Source organism: Streptomyces sp. NPDC060027, assembly GCF_042737005.1.
In the GTDB taxonomy this organism is placed as follows: Bacteria; Actinomycetota; Actinomycetes; order Streptomycetales; family Streptomycetaceae; genus Streptomyces.
The window spans coordinates 34,721-59,296 of sequence record NZ_JBHWVI010000032.1 but is presented as its reverse complement, the minus strand read 5'-3'; the positions used below and the strand labels follow the sequence as shown (position 1 = coordinate 59,296).

The 24,576-nt window shown below is 71.1% G+C and carries 20 protein-coding genes; 15 read left to right on the top strand and 5 right to left on the bottom strand.

The window, feature by feature from the left end:
- Positions 1-75 precede the first annotated feature (75 nt).
- Entirely contained in the window at positions 76-681 is a 606-nt protein-coding gene (locus ACFWBT_RS11460) for a hypothetical protein (RefSeq protein ID WP_385698307.1), read from the bottom strand.
- 477 nt (positions 682-1,158) lie between these two features.
- Here ACFWBT_RS11460 and ACFWBT_RS11455 point away from each other — a divergent pair, with 477 nt between their 5' ends.
- The 14 genes from ACFWBT_RS11455 to ACFWBT_RS11390 all read left to right on the top strand — a co-directional run bounded on the left by ACFWBT_RS11455 (position 1,159) and on the right by ACFWBT_RS11390 (position 19,961).
- Complete coding sequence (locus ACFWBT_RS11455; protein ID WP_385698305.1) at positions 1,159-1,983, top strand: hypothetical protein; 825 nt, start codon at positions 1,159-1,161, stop codon at positions 1,981-1,983.
- Between the two features lie 220 nt (positions 1,984-2,203).
- Complete coding sequence (locus ACFWBT_RS11450) at positions 2,204-3,415, top strand: ROK family transcriptional regulator (RefSeq protein ID WP_385698303.1); 1,212 nt, start codon at positions 2,204-2,206, stop codon at positions 3,413-3,415.
- A gap of 59 nt (positions 3,416-3,474) precedes the next feature.
- Positions 3,475-4,812, top strand: a complete 1,338-nt coding sequence (locus ACFWBT_RS11445; RefSeq protein WP_385698301.1) for an ABC transporter substrate-binding protein — start codon at positions 3,475-3,477, stop codon at positions 4,810-4,812.
- A gap of 7 nt (positions 4,813-4,819) precedes the next feature.
- On the top strand, positions 4,820-5,761 hold the full coding sequence (locus tag ACFWBT_RS11440) for a carbohydrate ABC transporter permease (RefSeq protein WP_385698299.1): 942 nt from the start codon (positions 4,820-4,822) through the stop codon (positions 5,759-5,761).
- A gap of 3 nt (positions 5,762-5,764) precedes the next feature.
- A complete protein-coding gene (locus ACFWBT_RS11435; protein WP_351546934.1) occupies positions 5,765-6,658 on the top strand; it encodes a carbohydrate ABC transporter permease in 894 nt (297 codons plus the stop codon).
- Between the two features lie 2 nt (positions 6,659-6,660).
- Positions 6,661-7,926: a 6-phospho-beta-glucosidase gene (locus ACFWBT_RS11430; protein ID WP_385698297.1), complete on the top strand. Its 1,266-nt coding sequence runs from the start codon at positions 6,661-6,663 to the stop codon at positions 7,924-7,926.
- Between the two features lie 59 nt (positions 7,927-7,985).
- The gene (locus ACFWBT_RS11425; RefSeq protein WP_385698313.1) at positions 7,986-8,945 is read left to right on the top strand and encodes an N-acetylglucosamine kinase; all 960 of its coding nucleotides are present in this window, start codon (positions 7,986-7,988) and stop codon (positions 8,943-8,945) included.
- A 292-nt stretch (positions 8,946-9,237) separates the two neighbouring features.
- Entirely contained in the window at positions 9,238-10,728 is a 1,491-nt protein-coding gene (locus tag ACFWBT_RS11420; protein WP_385698296.1) for a hypothetical protein, read from the top strand.
- 14 nt (positions 10,729-10,742) lie between these two features.
- Positions 10,743-11,762 (top strand): glutamate ABC transporter substrate-binding protein, encoded by a 1,020-nt coding sequence (locus tag ACFWBT_RS11415; protein ID WP_385698294.1) that lies wholly within the window; start codon positions 10,743-10,745, stop codon positions 11,760-11,762.
- A 78-nt stretch (positions 11,763-11,840) separates the two neighbouring features.
- Complete coding sequence (locus tag ACFWBT_RS11410; protein ID WP_385698293.1) at positions 11,841-13,175, top strand: hypothetical protein; 1,335 nt, start codon at positions 11,841-11,843, stop codon at positions 13,173-13,175.
- 88 nt (positions 13,176-13,263) lie between these two features.
- Positions 13,264-15,747 (top strand): tetratricopeptide repeat protein, encoded by a 2,484-nt coding sequence (locus tag ACFWBT_RS11405; RefSeq protein WP_385698312.1) that lies wholly within the window; start codon positions 13,264-13,266, stop codon positions 15,745-15,747.
- Positions 15,748-17,187: a protein phosphatase 2C domain-containing protein gene (locus ACFWBT_RS11400; RefSeq protein WP_385698291.1), complete on the top strand. Its 1,440-nt coding sequence runs from the start codon at positions 15,748-15,750 to the stop codon at positions 17,185-17,187. It begins immediately after the preceding gene.
- A 100-nt stretch (positions 17,188-17,287) separates the two neighbouring features.
- Positions 17,288-18,634, top strand: a complete 1,347-nt coding sequence (locus tag ACFWBT_RS11395; protein ID WP_385698289.1) for a VWA domain-containing protein — start codon at positions 17,288-17,290, stop codon at positions 18,632-18,634.
- A gap of 73 nt (positions 18,635-18,707) precedes the next feature.
- Positions 18,708-19,961 (top strand): FHA domain-containing protein, encoded by a 1,254-nt coding sequence (locus ACFWBT_RS11390; RefSeq protein ID WP_385698288.1) that lies wholly within the window; start codon positions 18,708-18,710, stop codon positions 19,959-19,961.
- Positions 19,962-20,009: 48 nt separating this feature from the next.
- Here the strand turns inward: ACFWBT_RS11390 and ACFWBT_RS11385 are convergent, their stop codons facing one another.
- Positions 20,010-20,990 carry a methyltransferase domain-containing protein gene (locus ACFWBT_RS11385; protein WP_385698287.1) on the bottom strand — a complete coding sequence of 327 codons (981 nt, stop codon included), beginning with the start codon at positions 20,988-20,990 and terminating at the stop codon, positions 20,010-20,012.
- 133 nt (positions 20,991-21,123) lie between these two features.
- On the opposite strand from ACFWBT_RS11385, the gene ACFWBT_RS11380 reads away from it, so the two are divergent.
- Positions 21,124-21,528 carry a globin gene (locus ACFWBT_RS11380; RefSeq protein WP_385698285.1) on the top strand — a complete coding sequence of 135 codons (405 nt, stop codon included), beginning with the start codon at positions 21,124-21,126 and terminating at the stop codon, positions 21,526-21,528.
- Between the two features lie 225 nt (positions 21,529-21,753).
- On the opposite strand, the gene ACFWBT_RS11375 is transcribed toward ACFWBT_RS11380, so the two are convergent.
- From ACFWBT_RS11375 to ettA, 3 genes are read right to left on the bottom strand one after another with little or no spacing between them, the layout of a single operon-like run.
- Positions 21,754-22,467: a hypothetical protein gene (locus ACFWBT_RS11375; RefSeq protein ID WP_385698284.1), complete on the bottom strand. Its 714-nt coding sequence runs from the start codon at positions 22,465-22,467 to the stop codon at positions 21,754-21,756.
- A complete protein-coding gene (locus ACFWBT_RS11370) occupies positions 22,464-22,874 on the bottom strand; it encodes an acyl-CoA thioesterase (protein WP_385698282.1) in 411 nt (136 codons plus the stop codon). Before ACFWBT_RS11370 ends, ACFWBT_RS11375 begins: the two co-directional genes overlap by 4 nt.
- A gap of 6 nt (positions 22,875-22,880) precedes the next feature.
- On the bottom strand, positions 22,881-24,545 hold the full coding sequence (ettA, locus tag ACFWBT_RS11365) for an energy-dependent translational throttle protein EttA (RefSeq protein ID WP_385698280.1): 1,665 nt from the start codon (positions 24,543-24,545) through the stop codon (positions 22,881-22,883).
- Positions 24,546-24,576: the final 31 nt, after the last annotated feature.

Genomic DNA, 24,576 nt, shown 5'->3' with positions numbered 1-24,576 from the left:
CTGCCGTAGTGCTGCATGTGGAGCGCGCGGCGCCGTCGCCGGTCGCCAGGAGGGACAGCTCGCCGCGGCGGGAGGTCAGGCCGGCGCCGTCCCCGTCGACTCCAGTCCGGTCACCCGCGCTATCTGGCAGGCCGCGGCGAACGCGGAGCCCTTTCCCAGTCCGGCCACGCCCGGGAGCCCCTCCTGTTCGCGGACATCGAGCAGCACCGTCCCCGCGGTCGCGTCGAAGGCCATCGATCCCCACACGGAGCGGTCCCCACGCCCGGGCCGCCACCGGAAGTGGATCTCCTCGTCCCCCTTCTCCGCAACGAGGAACACCCGTTGCGACGAGGTCAGTTCCGCGCGCACCCGCTCCCGCCATCCGTCCGCGAGGGGCATCGGCCGCAGCAGCAGCCGCTGTCGCTCGCCCAGCGCGTCGTCGCGGAGCGACAGGCCGGAGGTCCGGGCCCGCCGCCGCAGCAGCAGAGCCGCGACAGCCGCGAAGACGAAGCTGACGACGGCCCAGACCAGGACCGTGCCCGCGATCTCCTGAGCCAGGGCGGGCCAGGAGATGCCGTCGTCCACCAGGCCGATGAGCAGCGTGGTGAGGGCCAGCGGAAGGCACCGGCCCGCGACCGTGCCCCAGCAGGCCACGAGCAGACGGGTCAGCGTCTCCCGTGTCGTCCGACGGTTCGCTTTCATGGAGTCACCTCCGGATGGTTCGGCCCAGGTTGCGGAGGGCCGGGGCCCCGGCCCGGCACCGTATGCCATCGAGGAAGCGGCGACCTGTGCGAGGGGCCGCGCGGGAGGGCCCGTGTCATCAGTTGGTGGTCTCCGGCGGCGCCGGCGCCCTCGACCCGCGCAGCGGGAGCACACTTACCCCCTTCACGTCTGTGGCGGAACTGTGCTTCGACGCCACGGCAATCCACCGCAACACCGGACAGATGGGCGACAACAGGCGGCATGCGCCCCCGACCTGCGCCGACCGGCGATCGTGATCAACTCGTGACGCCCCCGGACCCCGCCCGAAACCGCCACTCCCGCCCGGCCGGGACGGGGCGTCTTCACAGGTCACCCGCATGACGGCCACATTCACCCGCCCCATATGGTCACCTTCAACAGCGGCACCCTTGTTCTGGAGCGCAACGCCCAGGGGTCCGCTTCGAAGGTGGGTAATCCATGCGCAAGTTCGCCATAGGCGCCGTCGTCTCCGGCGCCCTGGCCCTGGCCGTGCCGGCCGCGTCGGCCACCACTCCGGACTTCACCTTCTCGAAGGTGGTCGTCAACGGCGGCAAGCCGATCGTCGTCGGCACCACGAACGTGGTGAACGTCCCGGTCACGTACACCCTGACCCGCCCCTCCGACATCGTGCTCGACAACGAGACGAAGGCCGCGGGCATCGCCCTCTACCGGGGTTCGCTCTCCAGGATCGCGAACGAACTCGGGAACGACAAGAAGCCCACCTGCACCACCACCGCCACGACCGCCACGACGCTGACCGAGTCGTGCACGGAGACGATCGCCCTCGACCCGTACGGCTCGCTGTACGAGGCCGCGGACGCCACCACCTGGCACGCGGCCGGTTACTACGGGCGCATCGCCTCGGACGAGGACGACTCCGACGGCCACGTCAGCGTCAACTACGCCGACGACATGTGGGGCCCCCTGGCCTCCGTGCAGATCAAGCGGGCCGCCAAGCTCACCGTCAACGCGGGCCCGGAGCCGGTCACCAAGGGCAAGACCCTCACCGTCACCGGCGGCCTGACCCGCGCCAACTGGTACAGCAGCGAGTACGCGGGCTACACGGGCCAGCCGGTCGCCCTCCAGTTCAAGGCCAAGGGCGCGAGCGCCTACACGACCGTCAAGACGGTCACGTCCGGCACCTCCGGCGCGCTCAAGACCACCGTCAAGGCCTCGGCCGACGGCACCTACCGCTTCTCCTTCGCCGGAACGTCCACCACCGGAGCCAAGGCGGCCACCGGTGACTACGTCGACGTGAAGTAGGCCGCGGCGCGCTACGAGCGCGCTGTCCAGCACCGACACACCGCCCTCGCAGGTAACGACTCTGTTGCCTCGGGGGCGGTTTCTCTTGACGCCCCCGCCTCCCCCGGCCTACTTTCCTCGCACCAGCAATAGGAAACTTTCCTAACAATGATCTTGCGGTGGACTTCCCGAAGGCACCCCTGGGAAGCTGGTCGGCCAAGAAGGGCAGGTGGCGACAGACATGGCAGGATCCGCCGGTACGCCGGGCACTCCGCGCGTCCTGCGCGCGATGAACGACCGCGCCGCTCTCGATCTGCTGCTCGCGCACGGCCCCCTCTCACGGACCCGGATCGGGAAGCTCACCGGGCTGTCCAAGCCCACCGCCTCGCAGCTCCTCGCCCGCCTGGAAGCGGCGGGACTCGTGCTCGCCACCGGCACGAGCGAGGGCCGGCCCGGCCCCAACGCCCAGCTGTACGTGGTCAATCCGGGCGCCGGTCACGCGGCGGGCCTGGACGTCACCCCCGAACGCATCCTGGCCGCCGTCGCCGACATCACCGGCCGCACGGTCGGCGAGTACGAGCTGCCCACCCCGGGCCGCCGCCCGGCCCAGCCCGTCGTACGCCAGGTCACCGACGCCCTCGACGGCGCGGTGAAGGCGGCCGGGCTCGCCCGGGACGACGTCCGCCGCCTGGTCATCGGCACCCCCGGCGCCTTCGACCCCAACACCGGCCGGCTGCGCTACGCCTCCCACCTGCCCGGCTGGCACACCCCCACCCTCCTCGACGAGCTGGCGGCCGCGCTGCCGATGCCCGTCGAGTACGAGAACGACGTCAACCTCGTCGCCATCGCGGAGCAGCGGCTCGGTGCCGCCCGGGGCCACGAGGACTTCGTCCTGCTGTGGAACGAGGGCGGTCTCGGTGCCGCGCTCGTCCTCGGCGGCCGGCTGCACCGCGGCTGGACCGGCGGCGCGGGCGAGGTCGGCTTCCTGCCGGTGCCCGGCGCGCCCCTGGTGCGCCAGGTGACCAAGGCCAACAGCGGCGGCTACCAGGAACTGGCCGGTTCGCAGGCCGTCCCCAAGCTGGCGCGCGAACTCGGCATCAAGGACCTGCCCACGGGTCCGTACGCCGAGGTCGCGGCCACCGTCGTCGAACGTGCCGCCGCCGTCGACGAGGGCCCCTACCGGCAGCTCCTGGAGACGTACGCGACCGGGCTCGCCACCGGTCTGGCCTCCCTCGTCTCCGTGCTCGACCCCGAACTCGTCGTCCTCAGCGGATCGTCGCTCACCGCGGGCGGGGAACCGCTGCGCGCCCTGGTCCAGGCCGAGCTGGAGGAGCTGGCCGCGTCCCGGCCACGGCTCGTCGTCGGCGACGTACTCGAACACCCCGTGCTGCGCGGCGCGTTGGAGAGCGCCCTGGCAGCCACCCGCGACGAGGTCTTCGACACCTCCCGCTGAACCCGCCCCAAGCCCGCAACTCCCCCGTCCCGCCCCGTCCTTCGCAGGGAGACCTCACCATGCCCGGAATGTCCCGAAAGGCGGCTGTCGCGCTCGCCGCCTCCGCCTCGATAGCCCTCCTCGCCACCGCCTGTACCGGCCAGTCGGACTCCGGCGCGAGCGACGACGCGTCCAAGGAGCAGACGATCAACTTCTGGCACGCCTGGAGCGCGCCGAACGAGGTCAAGGCCGTGAAGTCGCTGGTCGCGGGCTTCGAGAAGGCGCACCCCAACATCCACGTCAACGTCGTCGGCAACATGACGGACGACAAGATCAACCAGGCGCTGCGCGCGGGCGGCGACAAGGCCCCCGACGTCGTCTCCTCCTTCACCACCAACAACGTGGGCAAGTTCTGCTCGTCCGGCGCCTTCATCGACCTGAACCCCTTCTTCAAGAAGGCGGGCATCGACCCCGAGACGACGTTCCCGAAGGCGATGAACGAGTACACCCAGTTCGACGGCAACCGCTGCACGGTGCCGCTGCTCGGTGACGCGTACGGGCTCTACTACAACAAGACCGCCTTCGAGAAGGCCGGGATCGCCTCCCCGCCGAAGACCTGGTCGGAGTTCGAGAAGGACGCCAAGAAGCTCACGATCACCAAGGGCGACTCCTACTCCCAGCTCGGCTTCATGCCGAACTACCACGGCTGGGAGTCGACCACCGAGCACTACTTCGGGCAGTTCTCCCCGACGTACTTCGACAGCAGCGGCAAGTCCAACATCGCCAAGGACCCCGCCTTCACGGCCGGGTTCACCCTCCAGAAGAAGCTGGTCGACGCGCTCGGCGGCTACAAGAAGCTGGAGACCTACCGTTCCAAGCTCGGTGACGAATGGGGCCCCAAGCACCCCTTCCACACCGGTCAGGTCGCCATGCAGCTGGACGGCGAGTGGCGGCTCGGCATGGCCGAGGAGGCCAAACCCGGTTTCGAGATCGGCGTCGCCCCGCTGCCCGTCCCGGACGACCGGGCGGACCAGTACGGCAAGGGCTACATCACCGGCACCATCGCGGGCGTCGCGGCCACCAGCAAGAAGCAGAACGCGGCCTGGGAGCTGGTCAAATACATGACCACGGACACGGACGCGGTGGTCGGCTTCGCCAACGACATCCGCAACGTCCCCTCCACCCTCGCGGCCCTCAAGTCGCCGAAGCTGAAGTACGACCCGCGGTTCAAGACGTTCCTGGACATCGCGTCCAACCCGAACTCCACGACCACGCCGGCGTCCATCAACGGCGGCACCTACCTCGTGACGCTCCAGCAGTTCGGATACGACTACGAGAGCGGCAGGGCGAAGGATCTGAAGGCGGGCCTGGAATCCACCGCCAAGCAGATCGACACGGACATCGCGCAGGCGAAGTAGCCACACGATGAGCACTGTCACGCTGGCTTCGAAGCGCCGCCGTTCGGCACTGCGGACCCTCGCCTTCATGTCGCCCTGGCTGATCGGTTTCGCGGTCTTCTTCGCCTACCCGCTGATCTCGACCGTCTACTTCTCCTTCATGCACTACGACGGCTTCAAGCCGCCGACGTGGACCGGGACGAAGAACTGGACGTACGTCTTCGAGAACTACCCGCTTTTCTGGCCCGCGTTGCGCAACACCCTGTGGCTGGTCCTCGTGATGGTCACTCTGCGGGTCCTGTTCGGGCTCGGCGTGGGTCTGCTGATCACGAAGATCAAGACGGGCACGGGTGTCTTCCGCACCCTCTTCTATCTGCCCTACCTCGCCCCGCCGGTGGCGGCCACCATGGCCTTCGCCTTCCTGCTCAACCCCGGTACGGGGCCGGTCAACTCGCTCCTGGAGAAGGCCGGCATCTCGGCTCCGGGCTGGTTCAACGACCCCACCTGGTCCAAGCCCGCCCTGACCCTGCTCGCCCTGTGGGGCATCGGCGACCTGATGGTCATCTTCATGGCCGCGCTGCTCGACGTGCCGACGGAGCAGTACGAGGCGGCCGAGCTGGACGGCGCCTCGGCATGGCAGCGCTTCCGGTACGTCACGCTGCCGAACATCTCGCCGATCGTGATGTTCGCCGTGGTCACCGGCGTGATCCAGACCATGCAGTACTACACGCAGCCGCTGATCGCCGGGAAGGTCGCCTCGGGCGTCATCCAGGGCGCCGGTACGCAGTTCGAGCCCGGCTATCCCGACAAGTCGACGCTCACCCTGCCGCAGCTCGTCTACAACCTCGGCTTCCAGCGCTTCGACTACGGCTCCGCCTGTGTGGTCGCGCTCGTGCTGTTCGCCCTGTCCATGGTGTTCACCGCGTTCCTGATGCGGCGCCGGGGCGGTCTCATCCAGGCAGGTGACTGACCGATGACTCAAGTACTCGACAAGCCGGTGGAGTTGGCCGCACAGGTCTCCCCCGCCGAACGCACCGCCCGCCGCAAGGCCCTTCTGGAGTGGGTCGCGGTCCACGCGCTCGGCGTCGCCGCCGCCCTCTTCTTCGTGCTGCCCTTCGTGTTCGTGTTCCTGACCTCGCTGATGAGCGACACCCAGGCACTCAGCCGCGATCTGATCCCGCACACCTGGGAGTGGGGCAACTACAAGAAGGTCTTCGACACCCCGGGCTTCCTCACCTGGTGGAAGAACACCCTGCTCTACGCCGGCTTCGGCACCGTGCTGACGGTCGTCTCGTCGATCCCGGTCGCCTACGCGCTCGCCAAGTTCCGCTTCCGCGGCCGGAATCTGTCGCTGATGCTGGTCATCTCGATGATGATGCTGCCGCCGCAGGTCGTGATCATCCCGATGTACCTGTTCTGGGCGAAGCAGCTGGACCTGTCCGGCACGCTGTGGCCGCTGATCATCCCGATGGCGTTCGGGGACGCGTTCTCCATCTTCCTGCTGCGCCAGTTCCTGATGACCATCCCGAACGAGTACCTCGACGCGGCCAAGGTGGACGGGTGCGGGGATCTGCGGACCCTGCTGAAGGTCGTCCTGCCGATGGCGAAGCCGGGTATCGCGGCCGTCGCGCTGTTCCAGTTCTTCTACGCCTGGAACGACTACTTCGGCCCGCAGATCTACGCCTCCGAGAACCAGGGCGCCTGGACCCTCTCGTACGGCCTGGAGTCGTTCAAGGGCGCGCACCACACCGACTGGAATCTCACCATGGCCGCGACCGTTCTGGTCATGGCCCCCGTGATCCTCGTGTTCTTCTTCGCGCAGAAGGCGTTCGTCGAGGGTGTCACGCTCACCGGAGTGAAGGGTTAACCATGAAACTCACCGTGGTCGGCGGAGGGTCGACCTACACCCCCGAACTCATCGACGGCTTCGCGCGGTTGCGGGACACCCTGCCCGTCGAGGAGCTGGTCCTCGTCGACCCGGCCGCCGAACGCCTGGAGCTGGTGGGCGGTCTGGCACGGCGCATCTTCGCCAAGCAGGGCCACCCCGGCAAGATCGTCACGACCTCCGACCTGGACGCGGGTGTGGAGGGCGCCGACGCGGTGCTCCTGCAGCTGCGCGTCGGCGGCCAGGCGGCCCGTCAGCAGGACGAGACCTGGCCGCTGGAGTGCGGCTGCGTCGGACAGGAGACGACGGGCGCGGGCGGCCTGGCCAAGGCGCTGCGCACGGTTCCGGTGGTGCTGGACATCGCCGAGCGGGTCCGCCGCACCAACCCGGACGCGTGGATCATCGACTTCACCAACCCGGTCGGCATCGTGACGCGCGCCCTGCTCCAGGCGGGCCACAAGGCGGTCGGCCTGTGCAACGTGGCGATCGGCTTCCAGCGGAAGTTCGCCGGCCTGCTCGGCGTCTCCCCCGCCGACGTGCACCTCGACCACGTGGGCCTCAACCACCTCACCTGGGAGACCGGGGTGCGCCTCGGCGGTCCCGAGGGCGAGAACGTCCTGCCCAAGCTGCTCGCCGAGCACGGTGCCGCCGTCGCCGACGACCTCCGGCTGCCCCGCAGTCTCGTCGACCGCCTCGGCGTGGTCCCCTCGTACTACCTGCGCTACTTCTACGCGCACGACGCCGTCGTCGAGGAGCTGCGCACCAAGCCCTCGCGCGCGGCCGAAGTCGCCGAGATGGAGCGGGAGTTGCTGACGATGTATGGCGACCCGGCGCTCGACGAGAAGCCGGAGCTGTTGGCCCGCCGCGGCGGCGCCTTCTACTCGGAGGCCGCCGTGGACCTGGCCGCGTCACTGCTCGGCGGGGGTGGCAGCCCCTACCAGGTGGTGAACACGTACAACCGGGGAACCCTGCCGTTCCTGCCGGACGACGCGGTGATCGAGGTGCAGGCGGCGGTCAACTCCAAGGGGCCGGCGCCACTTCCTGTGACGGCCGTGGACCCGCTGTACGCGGGCCTGATGGCGAACGTGACGGCGTACGAGGACCTCGCCCTGGAGGCCGCCCTGCGCGGCGGCCGCGACCGGGTCTTCCGGGCCCTGCTCGCCCACCCCCTGGTCGGCCAGTACGCCTGCGCCGACTCCCTGACCGACCAGCTGATCGCGCACAACCGGGAGCACCTCGCGTGGGCATGACGTCAACGGAATCCGGCGCCGGGACGGCCGCCGGGTCCGGCCCCGCGACCGCGGGCCTCGTGCTGGCCATCGACGCGGGGAACAGCAAGACCGACGTCGCCGTGGTGGCCGCGGACGGCCGGGTGGCCGGCACCGCGCGCGGGGGCGGGTTCCGGCCGCCGGCGGTCGGCGTGGAAGCGGCGGTGGACGCCGTCGCCGACGCCGTACGGCGGGCCTTCGCCGAGGCGGGCGTCACCTCGGTCGACCATGTCTCCGCCTGCCTCGCCAACGCCGATCTGCCCGTGGAGGAGGAGCAGTTGGCGGCCGCGCTGCATGCGCGCGCCTGGGGCGCGGAAGTGGAGGTGCGCAACGACACCTTCGCGATCCTGCGGGCCGGGATCGCCGAACCGCGCGGCGTCGCCGTCGTCTGCGGGGCCGGCATCAACTGCGTCGGCATGCGGCCCGACGGCCGCACCGCCCGCTTCCCCGCCATCGGCCGTATCTCCGGCGACTGGGGCGGCGGCTGGGGGCTGGCGGAGGAGGCCCTGTGGCACGCGGCGCGGGCCGAGGACGGCCGGGGCGGACCGACCGCCCTGGCCCGCACCCTGCCCGCGCACTTCGGCCTGGACTCCATGTACGCGCTCATCGAGGCGCTCCACCTGGAGCACATCGGCAACGCGCGGCGCCACGAGCTCACCCCGGTCCTGTTCGCCACGGCGGTGGACGGCGATCCGGTGGCCCGCGGACTCGTCGACCGGCTCGCGGACGAGGTGGTCGCGATGGCGACCGTGGCCCTGACCCGCCTCGGTCTCCTCACCGAGGAGACCCCGGTCCTCCTCGGCGGCAGCATCCTCGCCGCCCGCCATCCCCAGCTCGACGACCGCATCCACGAACTCCTGGCCGCCCGCGCGCCCAAGGCGGTCCCCCGGGTGGTCACGGTCCCTCCGGTGTTGGGAGCGGCACTCCTGGGCCTGGACCGTGTCCGGGCCGGGGACGAGATCCACGCGCGGGTACGGGCGTTCTACGAACGGGGCCGGTGAGGCCCGCGGGACGCGGGGGGGGGGGGGCCGACGCGGGTGCGCGGAGGCTCCCGGACCCTTCATGACCTGCCGCGAGGGGCGGGAACCAAACAGAACCGGAACACGTGTTCATGGGAAGGGGGGTGGCGCGGGGGAATCGTGCTGCGCCGTGATCCGAACAAGATCCAGGCAAGGCCTGTGCGGATGTCGGTCCCGGCGGCGATACTTGCCGCCGTGCACGTACGCCGACCGGCCGCGCTCTCCGCGCCCGCGGCGAGCGTGACCGACCGGATGACCATGGGGGAGGTCAACAGTGACACACCCGCCGAAGGGCAACGCGGCGCCACCGGGGCGGGGCGCGCCGACGATGCCTGCCGTGCCCTCACAGGCCGGGCCTCCCGCGCCGCCGGGCGGATCCGTCGTGCCACAGACCGGATTCGGTGCCCCGCAGGGCCTCTCCCCGTCCCCCGGCACGACGCCGCGGCGCACGGCGTGGGCGGAGGGTGTGGACCGGCTGCGCGCCGTGGCGACGACGGAGCCCGGGCGGCTGAGGATCATCGGTGCCGTCCTCGCCCTGCTGGTCGTCGCGTTCGGCGCGGTCACCGCCCTGCAGATGACACAGCGTTCGGACGCCGCGGACAACGTGCTGCACAGCAGCCAGCCGCTGAGCGCCAGCGCGGCGGACATCTACCGCTCCCTCGCCGACGCCAACACCACCGCCTCCAGCGGCTTCCTGGCGGGCGGTCAGGAGACGAACGACTCCCGCAACCGCTACGAGGGGGACATCAGGACGGCGGCCGCGAAGCTGATCACGGCCGCCAACAGCTCGGAGCCGGGCTCCCCTTCGGCCGAGACCATCTCCCAGCTGAACAAGCTGCTGCCCGAGTACAAGGGCCTGGTCGAGCGGGCCCGCGCGAACAACCGGCAGGGCTATCCGCTGGGCGGCGCGTATCTGCGGTACGCGAACGAGAAGATGCAGCGCGAGATGCTCCCGAAGGCCGAGAACCTCTACCAGCGGGAGAACCAGCGGCTGAGCGCCGACTACGCCGACGCGAAGCCCTATCCGTGGGCCGCGATCGCCCTGGGTGTCGTCGCGCTCGGCGGCCTCGTGTGGGCCCAGCGGCGCAACTACCACCGTACGAACCGGGTGTTGAACCAGGGCATGGCCGCCGCCACCGCGGCGTCCGTGGTCGTGCTGCTGTGGCTCGTCGTCGGGCACAGCGTCGCCCGAGCCGGGCTGAGCGAGTCCTACGACCACGGGGTCCGTTCCCTGAACGTGCTGCACAACGCCCAGATCGCGTCCCTGAAGGCCCGCGGCAACGAGAACCTCACCCTGGTCAGCCGGGGCGCCGAGACCAAGACCCTGGCCGACAAGACGACCGTGGACCTGTACGACGACGACTTCGAACAGGACATGAAGGCGCTCACCAAGGGCCTCGCGGAGGCGGCGGACCTCGCGGACGACCAGTCGGGCACGAAGCCCGTACTGGCCGCGACGTCCAACATGGAGGAATGGAAGCTGCGCCACAAGGACGCCCGCAAGGCCGACAACGACGGCAAGTACCAGCTCGCCCTGGACCGGGTCATCGGCACTGCCGACAAGGAGCCCACGGGCCAGTGCTTCGACGGCGTGGACCAGAACCTGACGCTCGCGCTGACGCATGAGGAGAGCGAGTTCCAGCGGGCGGCGAGCGACGGACTGGGCGCCATGACCGGGCTCCCGGCCGGTGCGGCGGTCCTCGCCGTGCTGGCCGCCGCGGGCGCGGTGCTCGGCATCGGACGCAGGCTTTCGGAGTACCGGTGAGAGGGGGAGCGGCGATGACCGCACGACGCCTGAGGACACGTCTGAAGGGCTGGGGCGGCGTGGGCGCGATGGCCGTGGCCTGCGTGACGGCCCTGGTCCTCGCCCTGACGCTCCCGCTCGGCGACGCGCACGGGAACGGAAGCACCGGCATCGGCGGGCAGGGCGTCGCCCGGGGTACCCAGGCCAGGGCGGCCCAGTGCACCGACCCGCAGAACCGCAGTCCCGCCCCGTCGGGCGCGGACGGGACGACGATCGAGGCCATCAAGAACCGCAAGGACCGGCGGCTGATCGTCGGCGTCGACCAGAACAGCTACCACTGGGGCTATCGCGACCCGAACAACCCGAAGGCCGGCAGCGACCTGGAGGGCTTCGACATCGACCTGGTGCACGCGATCGCCAAGGACATCCTGGGCGACGAGAAGGCCGTCCAGTTCCGGGCCATCCCGACCAGCCAGCGCATCCCCGCGATCCAGAGCGGCAAGGTCGACATGGTGGTGCGCACCATGACGATCAACTGCGACCGCCTCAAGCAGGTCGCGTTCTCCGCGCCCTACTTCAAGACCGGCCAGCAGGTGCTGGCCCCGACGAAGTCCGACATCAAGGGGTACGACGAGACCCTCGCCGAGAAGAGGATCTGCTCGGCGAAGACCTCCACCGCGTACGAGCGGCTCACGGCGGACCGGAAGGCGCGCAAGCTCGTCTCCTCCGCCATCATCGCCCCTCCCGTGCCCAACCAGCTCGACTGTCTGGTGCGCCTCCAACTGGGCGAGGCCGACGCGGTGGTGACCGACGGCGCGCTCGCCGCGAGCCAGGCCGCCCAGGACCCCACGGTCGAGCTCAAGGGCCACACCTTCACCACCGAGTACTACGGCGTGGCGATGAAACTGGGCTCCGACGATCTGGTACGCCGGGTCAACCGGGTCCTCGCGGACTACCGCGAGGACGGCTGGCAGAAGTCGTACAACAAGTGGCTCGCTCCGACCCTCGGGGTGAACTCCCGCTCGGAGAACCCGCCCACCGCCCAGTACAAGTGACCGACCTGATACCACTGGAGAGTTGCCCGGACGCGCACATCGAGCGCGCGGGGAACGTACGAGAACGAGAGGTGATCGATGGGCGTCACGGGACCCTCCGGGCCGGTGATGGACCGGGACGAGGCGGACCGTGCGCTGGCGCGTCTCGGCGCGGAGTACGAGGCCATCGAGACCTCGCTCCTCGCCCTGCAGGACCACGCGGGCCGCAGACTCCTGGAGGGCGCCGAACTCACCGGCACCACCAAGGAGCGCTGGACCTCCGCGGAGGCCTCGATCACCCTGCTGTGGGCGTACTTCGACGCGTACACGGACGCGCTGCGCTCCGCGCGCGAGATCCGTTCCCGCAGACGCTGGTCCAGCCGTGAGGACCTGACCGAGCTGACCGAGCTGCTGCGCGGTGCGGGCATCACGGTCGCCGGTTCCACCACGGCCACCGCGAACGCGCCGACCCTGGCCGGCACCGGCAAGCTCAGCGAGCGGTTCTCGCTGGCCGCCCTGGTGGACCGGATGAACGAGCTGTACGCGTCCTCGCTCGACATGGTCGTCACCGCGGACGCCGTGTGGTCCGCGCTGCCCGCCCGGATAGATTTACTGGCCGCGGAGCTCCAGCGCACCCGCAGGCTCGCGCACTCCGTGGGCGTGCGCCCCGGCGAGCACCCCTCCGGCGACGACCTGGAGCGGATCACCCGGACGCTGACCGCCCTGCGCGAGCGTGTCGTCTCCGACCCGCTGGCCTTCTGGGTTCCCGCGCAGGGGAGTTCGGCCCCGGGCGGCGGACGCCCGGACACGACGGTGTACGACCGTGAGGCGCGCGCCCTGGAGGAGGTGCGCCGGGAGATCGACGCGGTGCTCACCGTCCGGCAGGACGCGGAGGCGCGGCTGGTGAAGCTGCGGGACGTGCTCAGCCGCGCGGACCGCACGCTCGCCGAGGCGAGGAGTGCCCGCGGTGAGGTGCTCGCCAAGATCGCCGCGTCCGAGGTGCCGGCCGTCAGCGGTCCGCCGACGGCGTTGCAGGAGCAACTGGCGGCGGCCGCGGAGTACCGCAGGCACGCGCAGTGGCACCGTCTCTCGCCGCTCCTGGAGGCGTTGGAGGAGAAGGCGGAGGACGAACTCCTGCGCGCCCGCGAGTCGTTGACGGCGGTCACCCAGCCGTTGGCGGTCCGCGCCGAGCTGCGCGGCCGTCTCGACGCGTACAAGGCGAAGGTCGCCCGGCACGGCCTCGCCGAGGACCCGTTCCTGGTGGAGCGCTACGACGCGGCCCGGCGCATGCTGTGGAGCGCTCCCTGCGATCTGCGGGTGGCGGAGGAGGCGGTGCTGCGCTACCAGCGGGCGGCCGCCGAACTGCTGAGCCCGCGGGTGCCCGAGCAGGGCGGGCCTCATGACCGTGCGGACCGGAGGGGGCCCGACGCGTGAGCGTTGAAGGGGATGCGGCGTGAGTGAGCAGGCTGTGAGTGAAGAGCGGAAGTGTCAGCGGCCCGGTTGCGAGGGGTCGTACGAGGACATGGGCGGCGGCGAGCTGTACTGCGACACGTGCGGTCTCGCCCCGGTCGTGGCGTCGAGGGGCACGCTGAATTCGCCGCCGACCGGATCGGCGGGCCGCAAGGGTTCGCGTGGCTCCGACAGCAGCAGTGCGCGCGGCAGTTCACGTGCCAGCTCGCGTACGTCGTCGCGCTCCTCGCAGTCGCGGCGCTCGGTCTCCGGCCGGCTGTCGCGGTCGCTGTCGGGCAGTTCGACGGGCCGTTCGGTGTCGGTGCGCAGCTCCGGTTCGACGACGTCGTCCTCCGGCCGGGGCCGGCTCGGTGCGGGGCTCGTCCAGGTCCCGGACGTGCCGCGGCCCGCTCCGCGCGAGATGGTGCTGGAGAACCCGGAGGTGCCCGAGCGCAAACGGTTCTGTTCGCGCTCCGACTGCGGTGCCCCGGTCGGGCGTTCGCGCGGTGACCGGCCCGGCCGAACGGAGGGGTTCTGCACGAAGTGCGGCCACCCGTACTCGTTCGTGCCGAAGCTGCACACCGGTGACATCGTGCACGGCCAGTACGAGGTGGTGGGCTGTCTGGCGCACGGCGGGCTCGGCTGGGTCTACCTCGCCGTCGACCGCGCGGTGTCCGACCGCTGGGTGGTCCTGAAGGGTCTGCTCGACACGGGCGACCAGGACGCGATGGCGGCCGCGATCTCCGAGCGGCGCTTCCTCGCGGAGATCGAGCACGCCAACATCGTGCGGATCTACAACTTCGTCGAGCACCTGGACCAGCGGACGGGTTCGCTGGACGGGTACATCGTCATGGAGTACGTCGGCGGCAAGTCGCTGAAGGAGATCGCCAACGGACGCCGGACGGCGGACGGCAAGCGCGACCCGCTGCCGGTGGAGCAGGCCTGCGCGTACGGCATCGAGGCCCTGGAGGCCCTCGGTCATCTGCACAGCCGCAACCTGCTGTACTGCGACTTCAAGGTCGACAACGCGATCCAGACCGAGGACCAGCTCAAGCTGATCGACATGGGCGCGGTGCGCAGGATGGACGACGACGAGTCGGCCATCTACGGCACGGTGGGCTACCAGGCCCCCGAGGTGGCCGAGGCGGGACCGTCGGTCGCCTCCGACCTCTACACCGTCGCCCGTACGCTCGCCGTCCTCACCTTCGACTTCCAGGGCTACACGAACGTCTTCGTGGACTCCCTGCCCGACCCGGACAACATCGAGGTCTTCCGCCAGTACGAGTCCTTCTACCGGCTCCTCGTCCGGGCCACCGACCCGGACCCGGCCCGCCGTTTCGCCTCCGCGCAGGAGATGTCCGAGCAGCTGACCGGTGTGCTGCGCGAGGTGGTCTCCCTGCAGACGGGGCGGGCGCGGCCGGCTCTGTCGACCCTGTTCGGGCCGGAGACCAAGGTCACGGACACGGAGTTGTTCGGGAAGGCGGCCGAGGGCGTGTCGCGGCTGGGGGCCCGCGTGGTCCCCGTACGGGGGAGGAAGGGCGCTCCCCGGCCGCCCGCCGGGACGAACGGGGCTCTGCCGCCGACTGCGGCTCCGGCCTCCGTCACCGCCCTGGTCAAGCCCGTCCAGGCGGCGGTCACCGCACTCGCGCTGCCCATTCCGCGGGTGGACCCCTCGGACCCGAACGCCGGATTCCTCGCGGGACTCATCGCATCCGCGCCCGCGGAGCTGATCGCCGCGCTGCACGCGGCGCCGGCCGGTTCGCCGGAGCTGCGGCTGCGGGAGCTGCGGGCCCGGCTGGAGATGGGCGAACTGACCGGCGCGGGCACGGCCGTCGAGGCGCTGGAGACGGATCACCCGGACGACTGGCGGGTCGTCTGGTACCGCGGTGTCACGGCGCTGGCGACCGGGCGGAACGAGATCGCTGCGCTGTCCTTCGACGCGATCTACGACGCGTTCCCCGGCGAGCCCGCGCCCAAGCTGGCGCTCGGTCTGTGCGCGGAGGTGCTCGGCCAGCTGGACAACGCCGCCGAGTACTACCGCCTGGTGTGGACGACCGACCCCAGCTATGTGAGCGCCGCGTTCGGGCTGGCCCGGGTGCAGCTCGCGGCCGGGGACCGCCGTGGCGCCGTACACACCCTGGAGTCCGTACCGGAGTCGTCGATCCACTACACGGCGGCGCGGGTCGCGGCCGTACGGGCGCGGCTGCGTCAGCGGTCGGCGGCGGAGGCGGCGGCTCCGCCGTTCCTGGACGATCTGACGGCGGCCGCCGGGCAGGTCGAGGCCCTGGACGGATTCGGCCTGGACGCGGTGCGGCGCGAGCAGTTGTCGACGGAGGTCCTCGGCTGTGCGCTGGACTGGGTACTCTCCGGTAGCCAGGGTTCCGCTCCGGCCTCCGGAGGCGGACCCGCGCTGCTCGGCAGCGCGTTGGACGAGCGCGGCCTCCGCTTCGGCCTCGAACGTTCGTACCGCACGCTGGCCCGGCTCGCGCGGGGCGGCGAGGAGAGGATCGACCTGGTGGAACGTGCCAACCGTTACCGCCCCCGGACGTGGGTGTGATTGATGTCCCAGATGCCCCAGCCGAAGGCCCTTTCGCGGTGCCCCAGTTGCGAGGAGCCGCTGGAGGCGGCCGACCGTTTCTGCGGTGCGTGCGGCTACGACCTGTCGGCGGTGCCCGCACCGCCGCCGGACCACCCCACGATCGCCATGAACGACACCCCGGCAGGTCCTCCGCCCGCCGACCCGTCCGTGGACTGGCCCGTCGCGCCGGAGGTCGACAGCGCCGACCTGCCCGCGCCGGTGCACCGCGCCACCGACATCCGGGGCACCGATTCGGGTGGTTCCGAACTCCCCCGTCCGGAGCACCCGCACGGGGATCCGGCGGGCGTCCGGCCGTCCGTTCCCAAGCGGTCCGGCGGGCAGCCGTCGGGCGTACGGTTCGACCGGCCGTCGGAGCCCGACGAGTACCCGCTCGCTCCACCGGCCGGCGAGGCCCGGACGGCGGAGGGCCGTCCGGTCGAGAGCCCGGACCCCGAGATCCCCGCCGATCCCCGGACCGGCGATCTCCCCGCGCCCCCCGCGGGTGCCAAGCTGTGTGTGGCCTGCCGTGAGGGGCATGTCGACCTGGACGGCTACTGCGAGAACTGCGGGCACGCGCAGCCACGGGAACGGGATCACATGGAACAGGAGTTGGGCGCGGTCGCCGCGGTCAGCGACCGGGGTCTGCGCCACCACCGCAACGAGGACGCCTTCGCGATCTCCTCGACCGCGCTGCCCGACGGTTCCCCCGCGGTCGTCGCGATCGTCTGCGACGGGGTCTCCTCCGCGACCCGCCCGGACGAGGCCTCGCTCGCCGCGTCCCGTGCGGCGAACGAGTCGCTCCTGGCCGCTCTTCCGCTGGGCACGCATCCGCAGCAGGCCATGCACGAGGCGATCGTCGCGGCCGCGGAGGCCGTCAACGCGCTGGCCGACCCGTCCACCGCGCAGGGCGACCACGCCCCGCACGTGAACGCGCCCGCCTGCACCATCGTCGGCGCCGTCGTCACACCCGCCCTGCTGATCGTCGGCTGGGTCGGCGACAGCCGCGTCTACTGGGTTCCCGTCGACCGCTCCTCGCTGCCCGCCCGGCTCACCGAGGACGACTCGTGGGCCGCCCAGATGGTCGCCGCGGGTCTGATGAACGAGGCCGAGGCGTACGCCGACGAGCGCGCCCACGCGATCACCGGCTGGCTCGGCGCCGACGCCTACGAACTGGAGCCGCACACCGTCTCGTTCAAGCCGGACCGGCCCGGTGTGGTCGTGGTGTGCACCGACGGCCTGTGGAACTACGCGGAGGCGGCGGAGGACATGGCCGAGGTCGTCCCCCTCGACGCCGCCGAGAGGCCGCTGCGCAGCGCCCAGGTCCTTGTGGGCCACGCCCTGGACGGCGGGGGCCACGACAACGTAACAGTGGCCGTCGTGCCGTTCCCCGCCCCCTCTCAGGGGGCAGGATCGGCCTGAGGCCGCGAACGAACGGGGGCGGCCGCGGACCGGAGGGGACCGGTCCGCAACCAGTCATCACCTCCGCCTGAGCCGGAGGCCCGAGGGGGACAGAGAAGGCATGGCCAATTTCTCGAAGTCGAACGTGCCGCAGTTCTCGGTCGACGTGTACCAGAACGAGTACCTGCCGGAGGGCGGCCGCGAGGTCAACGCGATCGTCACGGTGAGCTCGACCGGCGGCGGCACCATCGGAAGCGCGGTCGGCGCGCCGCATCTGTACACGGCGGGTCAGGGCCCGGACGCCGCCGTGGCGATCATGGTCGACTGTTCGGGCTCGATGGACTACCCGCCGACCAAGATGCGCAACGCCCGCGACGCGACGGCCGCCGCCATCGACACCCTGCGCGACGGAGTCCACTTCGCGGTGATCGGCGGCACGCACGTCGCCAAGGAGGTCTATCCGGGGGGCGGACGGCTCGCGGTGGCCGGCACGGCCACCCGCGACCAGGCCAAGCAGGCACTGCGCAAGCTGAGCGCGGGCGGCGGTACGGCGATCGGCACCTGGCTGCGGCTCGCCGACCGGCTGCTGTCCTCGGCCGAGGTGTCGATCCGGCACGGCATCGTGCTCACCGACGGCCGCAACGAGCACGAGTCGCCCGAGGACCTGAAGGCCGCCCTGGACTCCTGTGCCGGACGCTTCACGTGTGACGCGCGTGGAGTCGGCACCGACTGGGAGGTCAAGGAGGTCACCGGGATCGCCTCGGCGCTGCTCGGCACCGCCGACATCGTCGCCGACCCGGCCGCCCTCGCCGCCGACTTCACGCAGATGATGGAGACGGCCATGGGCAAGGAGGTCGCCGACGTGGCCCTGCGGCTGTGGACGCCGGTCGGCACCGAGATCAAGTTCGTCAAGCAAGTGGCGCCCACGGTGGGGGAGTTGACCGACCGTCGCACCGAGGCCGGCCCTCGCGCGGGCGACTACCCGACCGGCTCCTGGGGCGACGAGTCCCGCGACTACCACGTGTGCGTCCAGGTCCCGACGGCGGGACTGGGCCAGGAGATGCTCGCCGCCCGGGTGTCGCTGGTGATCCCGCAGGGCGACGGCAGCGCGCAGAACCTCGGCGCACAGGGGCTCGTACGGGCCGTGTGGACCGACGACATGGTCGCCTCGACGTCCATCAACCCTCAGGTCGCGCACTACACAGGTCAGGCCGAACTGGCGCAAGTCATCCAACAGGGTCTCGATCTCCGCAAATCGGGGGATGCCGATGGAGCAACAGCCAAGCTGGGACGGGCCGTTCAGCTCGCCAGCGCCTCCGGCAACGCCGATACTGCGAAACTGCTCGCGAAGGTGGTGGACGTGGTCGACGCCGCGGCAGGTACTGTGCGATTGAAGGCAAGGGTCGAAGAGGCTGACGAAATGACCCTCGAGACACGGTCCACAAAGACTGTTCGTGTAAAGAAGTAGCGAGCCCGGTTCCCGCGGGGAATCGGAGAAATCCGGTCACAACGGCCGGAAAAGGAAAGGGGGAAGCACCGACATGCCGACATGCCCGAACGGACACCAGTCGGGTTCCGACGACTGGTGCGAGGTCTGCGGTCACCGCATGGCCGGTGCCGTGCCCCCACTGCCTCCCCCGCCGCCGCAGGGCGCCGGTTACGGCTATCCGGCGCCCGGTTCGCCGCCTCCCGGCCCCGGCGGCCGGTCGCACCTGTCCGCCGTGCCGGAATCCGAGCCGGAGCTCTGCCCGCAGTGCCGTACGCCCCGTGAGGGCGCCGCGCCGTTCTGCGAGGAGTGCCGGTGGAACTTCCTGACCAACACCGCGACGTCGTACACACCGGCGGCACCGCGTCCGCCCGCCTCCGCGCCGGGCGGCCCCGGCGGGCCCTCGCCGTACGGCGGCCCCGGTGGTCCGGGCGGCCCCGGCGGTCCCGGTGGCCCGAACCCCGCGCTGCGGTTCCAGCAGCAGGGGCCCGGGCAGCCGGGCGGTCCGGGTGCCGGTGGCCCCGGTCACGACCCGTTCGAGTACCAGAGCTCGCGGCCCTCGCAGATGAACCGGCCCGCCGAACCGATTCCGCCGGGGCCGTCGGCCCAGCCGTACGGCGGCCCCTCGGGCTTCGGCGGCGACCCGTCGCGTCCGGTCCCGCCGCCGCCCGGGCCCACGCCCGGTGCCCCGCAGCAGGCCTACACCCAGCAGGGCGGACCGCGGTCCGGCGGCCCCTCGGGCTTCGGCGGTGACGACGACTGGGTGATCCCCCCGCCGTCGTCCGGTTCGCCCGGCGGCCCGGGCGGTCAGGGCGGCCCGGGCCAGGGCGCCGGCTACGGCTACCCGCAGCCCGGCCCCACCCAGGCCCCGCCCGGCTACCAGCAGCCGCAGCAACAGCAGCCGCTGTCCTGGAGCGCGACCATCGGACCGGACCGCGAGTACTTCATGGCGATGATGCAGCGCTCCGGCCCCGAGGCCGCGGGCCTGAACCTGCCCGCGTACTCGCCGGAGCAGCAGCGCCGGCTCGTCGGCAACCAGATCACCATCGGCCGCCGCCGGCATTCCACCGGCGACACCCCGGACATCGACCTGTCGGTGCCCCCGGAGGACCCGGGCGTCTCGCACCAGCACGCGGTCCTGGTCCAGCAGCCGGACAGTACCTGGGCGGTCGTCGACCAGAACTCGACGAACGGCACCACGGTCAACGGCGGTGAGGAGCCCATCCAGCCGTTCGTGCCGGTGCCGCTGCAGGACGGGGACCGGGTGCACGTCGGCGCCTGGACGACGATCACGATCCACCGGGGCTGAGCGGGCTCACGGGGTCCGCTCACCGACCCCGGTCGCCTGCGGGCCGGCTCACGGCAGCGGCCAGGCGTACGGCCCCTCGGGGTCGTCCAGCCAGGCCCAGGCGCGCTCCTCGCCGACCGTGATCCCGTACCGCTCGCGCGTCGGCTGCCCCTCGCGCTCCCACAGCGCGTAGGCGTCGTGCGGGTCCAGGCTGCCCGCCGTCAGGGCCACCAGGAACCGGAACAGGTCGTGCCCGCGGGCCCGGCGCGGCAGCCCGCCGAGCCGGGCCGGCTCCGGCTCGGACCGGGTGGCGCCGCGCAGCGGCACGAAGAAGGCGGGCGTGTGCAGGAAGCGTCCCTCGGCGTGCCCGGCGTCCCGCACGCGCAGCGCGATCAGACCGGTGGCCATCGGCGCGAGGATACGGGCGCCGGGGCCGCACTGGGGCAGCCAGGCGCGCGGGATCGTGGTCAGGGTGCAGGTCGCGACGATCCGGTCGAAGGGCGCGCGCTCGGGCACCCCGCGGGCGCCGTCCCCGGTGACGACGGTCGGGTGGTACCCGGCGACGGCCAGATGCCGTCGCGCGGCCTCGGTGATCTCCACGTCGAGGTCGACGGTGGTCACCAGGTCGTCGCCCAGGCGGTGGGCGAGCAGGGCGGCGTTGTAGCCGGTCCCGGCGCCGATCTCCAGGACGGCGTCCCCGTCCCGTACCGCCAGCTCGGTCAGCATCTTCGCCATCAGCGACGGCTGGCTGCTGGAGGAGATCAGTTCCCCGTCCCGCACCCGGGTCGCCAGCGGGGCGTCCGCGTACGCGCCGCGCAGCCAGCGGTCCCTGGCCCGCGGGTCCGGGTCCTCGCCCCACACACGCTCGAAGCCGCCGGTGACGCCGATGTAGTAGTAGGGCACGAAGAGGTGGCGCGGGACGGCCTCGAAGGCCTCCCGCCAGACCGGGTCGCTCTCCCAGGCGCCGCTCCGCTCGATCTCGCGCACCAGGGACGCCCGCGCCAGGTCGGCGAGGTCCTCGGGGTCGGTGTCGAGAGCGTGCGTGCCCATACCTCCACTGTGCTGCGGGACGGGCCGCGAGGCGAGCGCCGGACCCGGCCGATCCGGAGCGGGTCCGTCCCGCGCGCTGCGCGTGGTCCTTAAGCCTGGAGTCCTCGGTCACCCCGTCTGAGAACATGGGGACGTGAAAGAGATTCGGCGCGGCACGCTTCAGGAGCAGACCTTCTACGAGCAGGTCGGTGGCGAGGAGACCTTCCGGCGCCTCGTGCACCGCTTCTACGAGGGTGTCGCCGGGGACCCGCTGCTGAAGCCCATGTATCCCGAGGAGGACCTGGGCCCGGCCGAGGAGCGCCTCACCCTGTTCCTGATCCAGTACTGGGGCGGCCCGACGACGTACAGCGAGAACCGCGGCCACCCCCGGCTGCGGATGCGGCACGCGCCCTTCAAGGTCGACCAGGCCGCGCACGACGCGTGGCTGAAGCACATGCGGGTGGCCGTCGACGAGCTCGGCCTCTCCGAGGAGCACGAGCACACCCTGTGGAACTACCTGACGTACGCGGCCGCTTCGATGGTGAACACGGCGAGTTGAGCACCGGTCCTGGACGGTGAGCAGGGCACTGATCACTGATCACCGACGCGCATTCCGGTCACGCGACGTCTGATTCCGGTCACAATCCGGTCAAGGCCGCTCTGTGAGCCACGCGCTCCAGGACCCCGCCAACGCTCGACCGGGCCGGCCTGCTCGGACGGCCCGCCAGGGGCAGATCACGCGAACGGGAAAGGCCACGCTGCGACCGTGTGCGCAACGGCCCGGTCAGTGGACGCTGATGTCCAGGGCCCCGAGTCCCGCTCTGCGGACGGCGACCGACCCGAACGGCGTGCGCAGGCGCAGCCAGGCACCTGACGAGTAGAGCACCAACGGGCTCTCGCCGGAGGGGACTTGCTGTGCGGCGGACGGGGCCGCGGGCGGTACGGGCCGCAGGAATCCCAGCGACTGGGCGGCGTGCGCGGCCCGCACGGGAAGTCCGGTGTCACCGATCGGCCGGGACCATATCTCCCGCCCGACCCGGTCGAGTTCGGCACGGGTCCGCCGCTCGGGCGCCAACTCTTCGGTGCGGGACCGGAATTCGGCCACGGCGGCGGCGACCATCGCGCGTACGGCGTCCGGGGCGGGCAGCCCCGGTTCCTGCCGCCAGCCGCCGCGGGGCGGCAGCACGCCGGCCCACGGTGGCCCGGTGACGGCACCCGGCACGGCGATGGTGGCCGCCGACTCGTCGGCGGACTCCAGGAGTTCACCGGCCGACACGGTCACGTCGAGGGTGACCTCCAGCCCGTTCTCGTACGGCTTGGCCAGACGCGCCGTGCGGATCGCGAGGACCTCGAACGACGGCGGGCGGCCGAAGACCGCGAGCGTGGTGCCGTGCGCCTGGAGGCGCACGGCGGCCGCGCGGTCGTAGTGGACGAGCCGGGAGAGGAAGGCGGCGAGATCCGCCGTCTCCCCCGCGTCGGCGAGGTGCAGGACCGTCATGCCGCGACGGCCTCGTCCTCGTCGTCGCGGTACGACTCGAGGAAATCGCGCTCCTCGGCGGTGATCCGGCGCGGGCGCTGCCGTTCGAAGTCGAACGGCACGATCACCGTCGCGGCCGTGACGTAGACCTGGTCCGGGTCCTTCACCTCGTAGGTGATCGTGAAGGACGCCGCCCGGATCTGCGTCACCCAGAGCTCGATGTCCACCGGCGCGTGCCGGTGGACCAACTGCCGCTTGTAGTCGATCTCATGACGCGCCACCACGGACCCCTGCTTGAAGTCCTTGTCCGGGCGGAACAGGAAGTCGATACGGGCTTCCTCCAGGTAGCGGAGGAACACCACGTTGTTGACGTGGCCGTACGCGTCCATGTCCGCCCAGCGCAGCGGGCAGCGGTAGATGTGCCGCAAGATCGATCAGCCCCGGGTCAGCTTCTTGTAGGTGGCGCGGTGCGGGCGCGCGGCATCGGCGCCGAGCCGCTCGATCTTGTTCTTCTCGTACGACTCGAAGTTCCCCTCGAACCAGTACCACTTCGACTCACCCTCGTACGCGAGGATGTGCGTCGCGACCCGGTCCAGGAACCAGCGGTCGTGGGAGATGACCACGGCCGCACCGGGGAACTCCAGCAGCGCGTTCTCGAGCGACGACAGGGTCTCCACGTCGAGGTCGTTCGTGGGCTCGTCGAGGAGCAGCAGGTTGCCGCCCTCCTTGAGGGTCAGCGCCAGGTTCAGCCGGTTGCGCTCACCACCGGAGAGGACACCCGCGGGCTTCTGCTGGTCCGGGCCCTTGAAGCCGAAGGCGGACACGTAGGCCCGCGACGGCATCTCGACCTGGCCGACGTTGATGTAGTCGAGCTCGTCGGAGACGACCGCCCACAGCGTCTTCTTGGGGTCGATGTTGGCGCGGCTCTGGTCGACGTAACTGATCTTGACCGTGTCACCGACCTTGATCGCGCCGGAGTCCGGCGTCTCCAGGCCCTGGATCATCTTGAACAGCGTGGTCTTGCCCGCGCCGTTCGGGCCGATGACGCCCACGATGCCGTTGCGCGGCAGGGTGAAGGAGAGGTCGTCGATGAGGACCTTGTCGCCGAACGCCTTGGAGAGGTTGTTGACCTCGACGACGATGGAGCCCAGACGCGGGCCCGGCGGGATCTGGATCTCCTCGAAGTCCAGCTTCCGCATCTTGTCGGCCTCGGCCGCCATCTCCTCGTAACGGGCGAGGCGGGCCTTGGACTTGGTCTGACGGCCCTTGGCGTTGGACCGGACCCACTCCAGCTCTTCCTTGAGCCGCTTGGCGCGCTTCTCGTCCTTGCGGCCCTCGACCTTGAGGCGGGAGGCCTTCTTGTCGAGGTACGTGGAGTAGTTGCCCTCGTAGGGGATCGCGCGGCCGCGGTCCAGTTCGAGGATCCACTCGGCGACGTTGTTCAGGAAGTACCGGTCGTGAGTGACGGCGACGACGGCGCCCGCGTACTTCGTGAGGTGCTGCTCCAGCCAGTTCACCGACTCGGCGTCGAGGTGGTTCGTGGGCTCGTCGAGGAGGAGCAGGTCCGGAGCCTCGATCAGCAGCTTGCAGAGCGCCACGCGGCGCTTCTCGCCACCGGAGAGGTTGGTGACCGGCCAGTCGCCGGGCGGGCAGCCCAGCGCGTCCATGGCCTGCTCGAGCTGCGCGTCGAGGTCCCAGGCGTTGGAGTGGTCCAGGTCGTCCTGGAGCTTCCCCATCTCCTCCATGAGCGCGTCCGAGTAGTCGGTCGCCATCAGCTCGGCGACCTCGTTGAAGCGGTTGAGCTTGCCCATCAGCTCGGCGGCACCGTCCTGGACGTTCTCCAGCACCGTCTTGGACTCGTCCAGCTCCGGCTCCTGCATGAGGATGCCGACGCTGAAGCCGGGCGACAGGAACGCGTCACCGTTGGAGGGCTGCTCGATGCCCGCCATGATCTTGAGAACGGTGGACTTACCGGCACCGTTCGGACCGACCACACCGATCTTCGCACCCGGGAGGAAGCTCAAGGTGACGTCGTCGAGGATCACCTTGTCGCCGTGCGCCTTGCGCGTCTTGCGCATGGTGTAAATGAACTCAGCCAAGAGAAACCGTCCGGACGCTTGAAATCGGCAG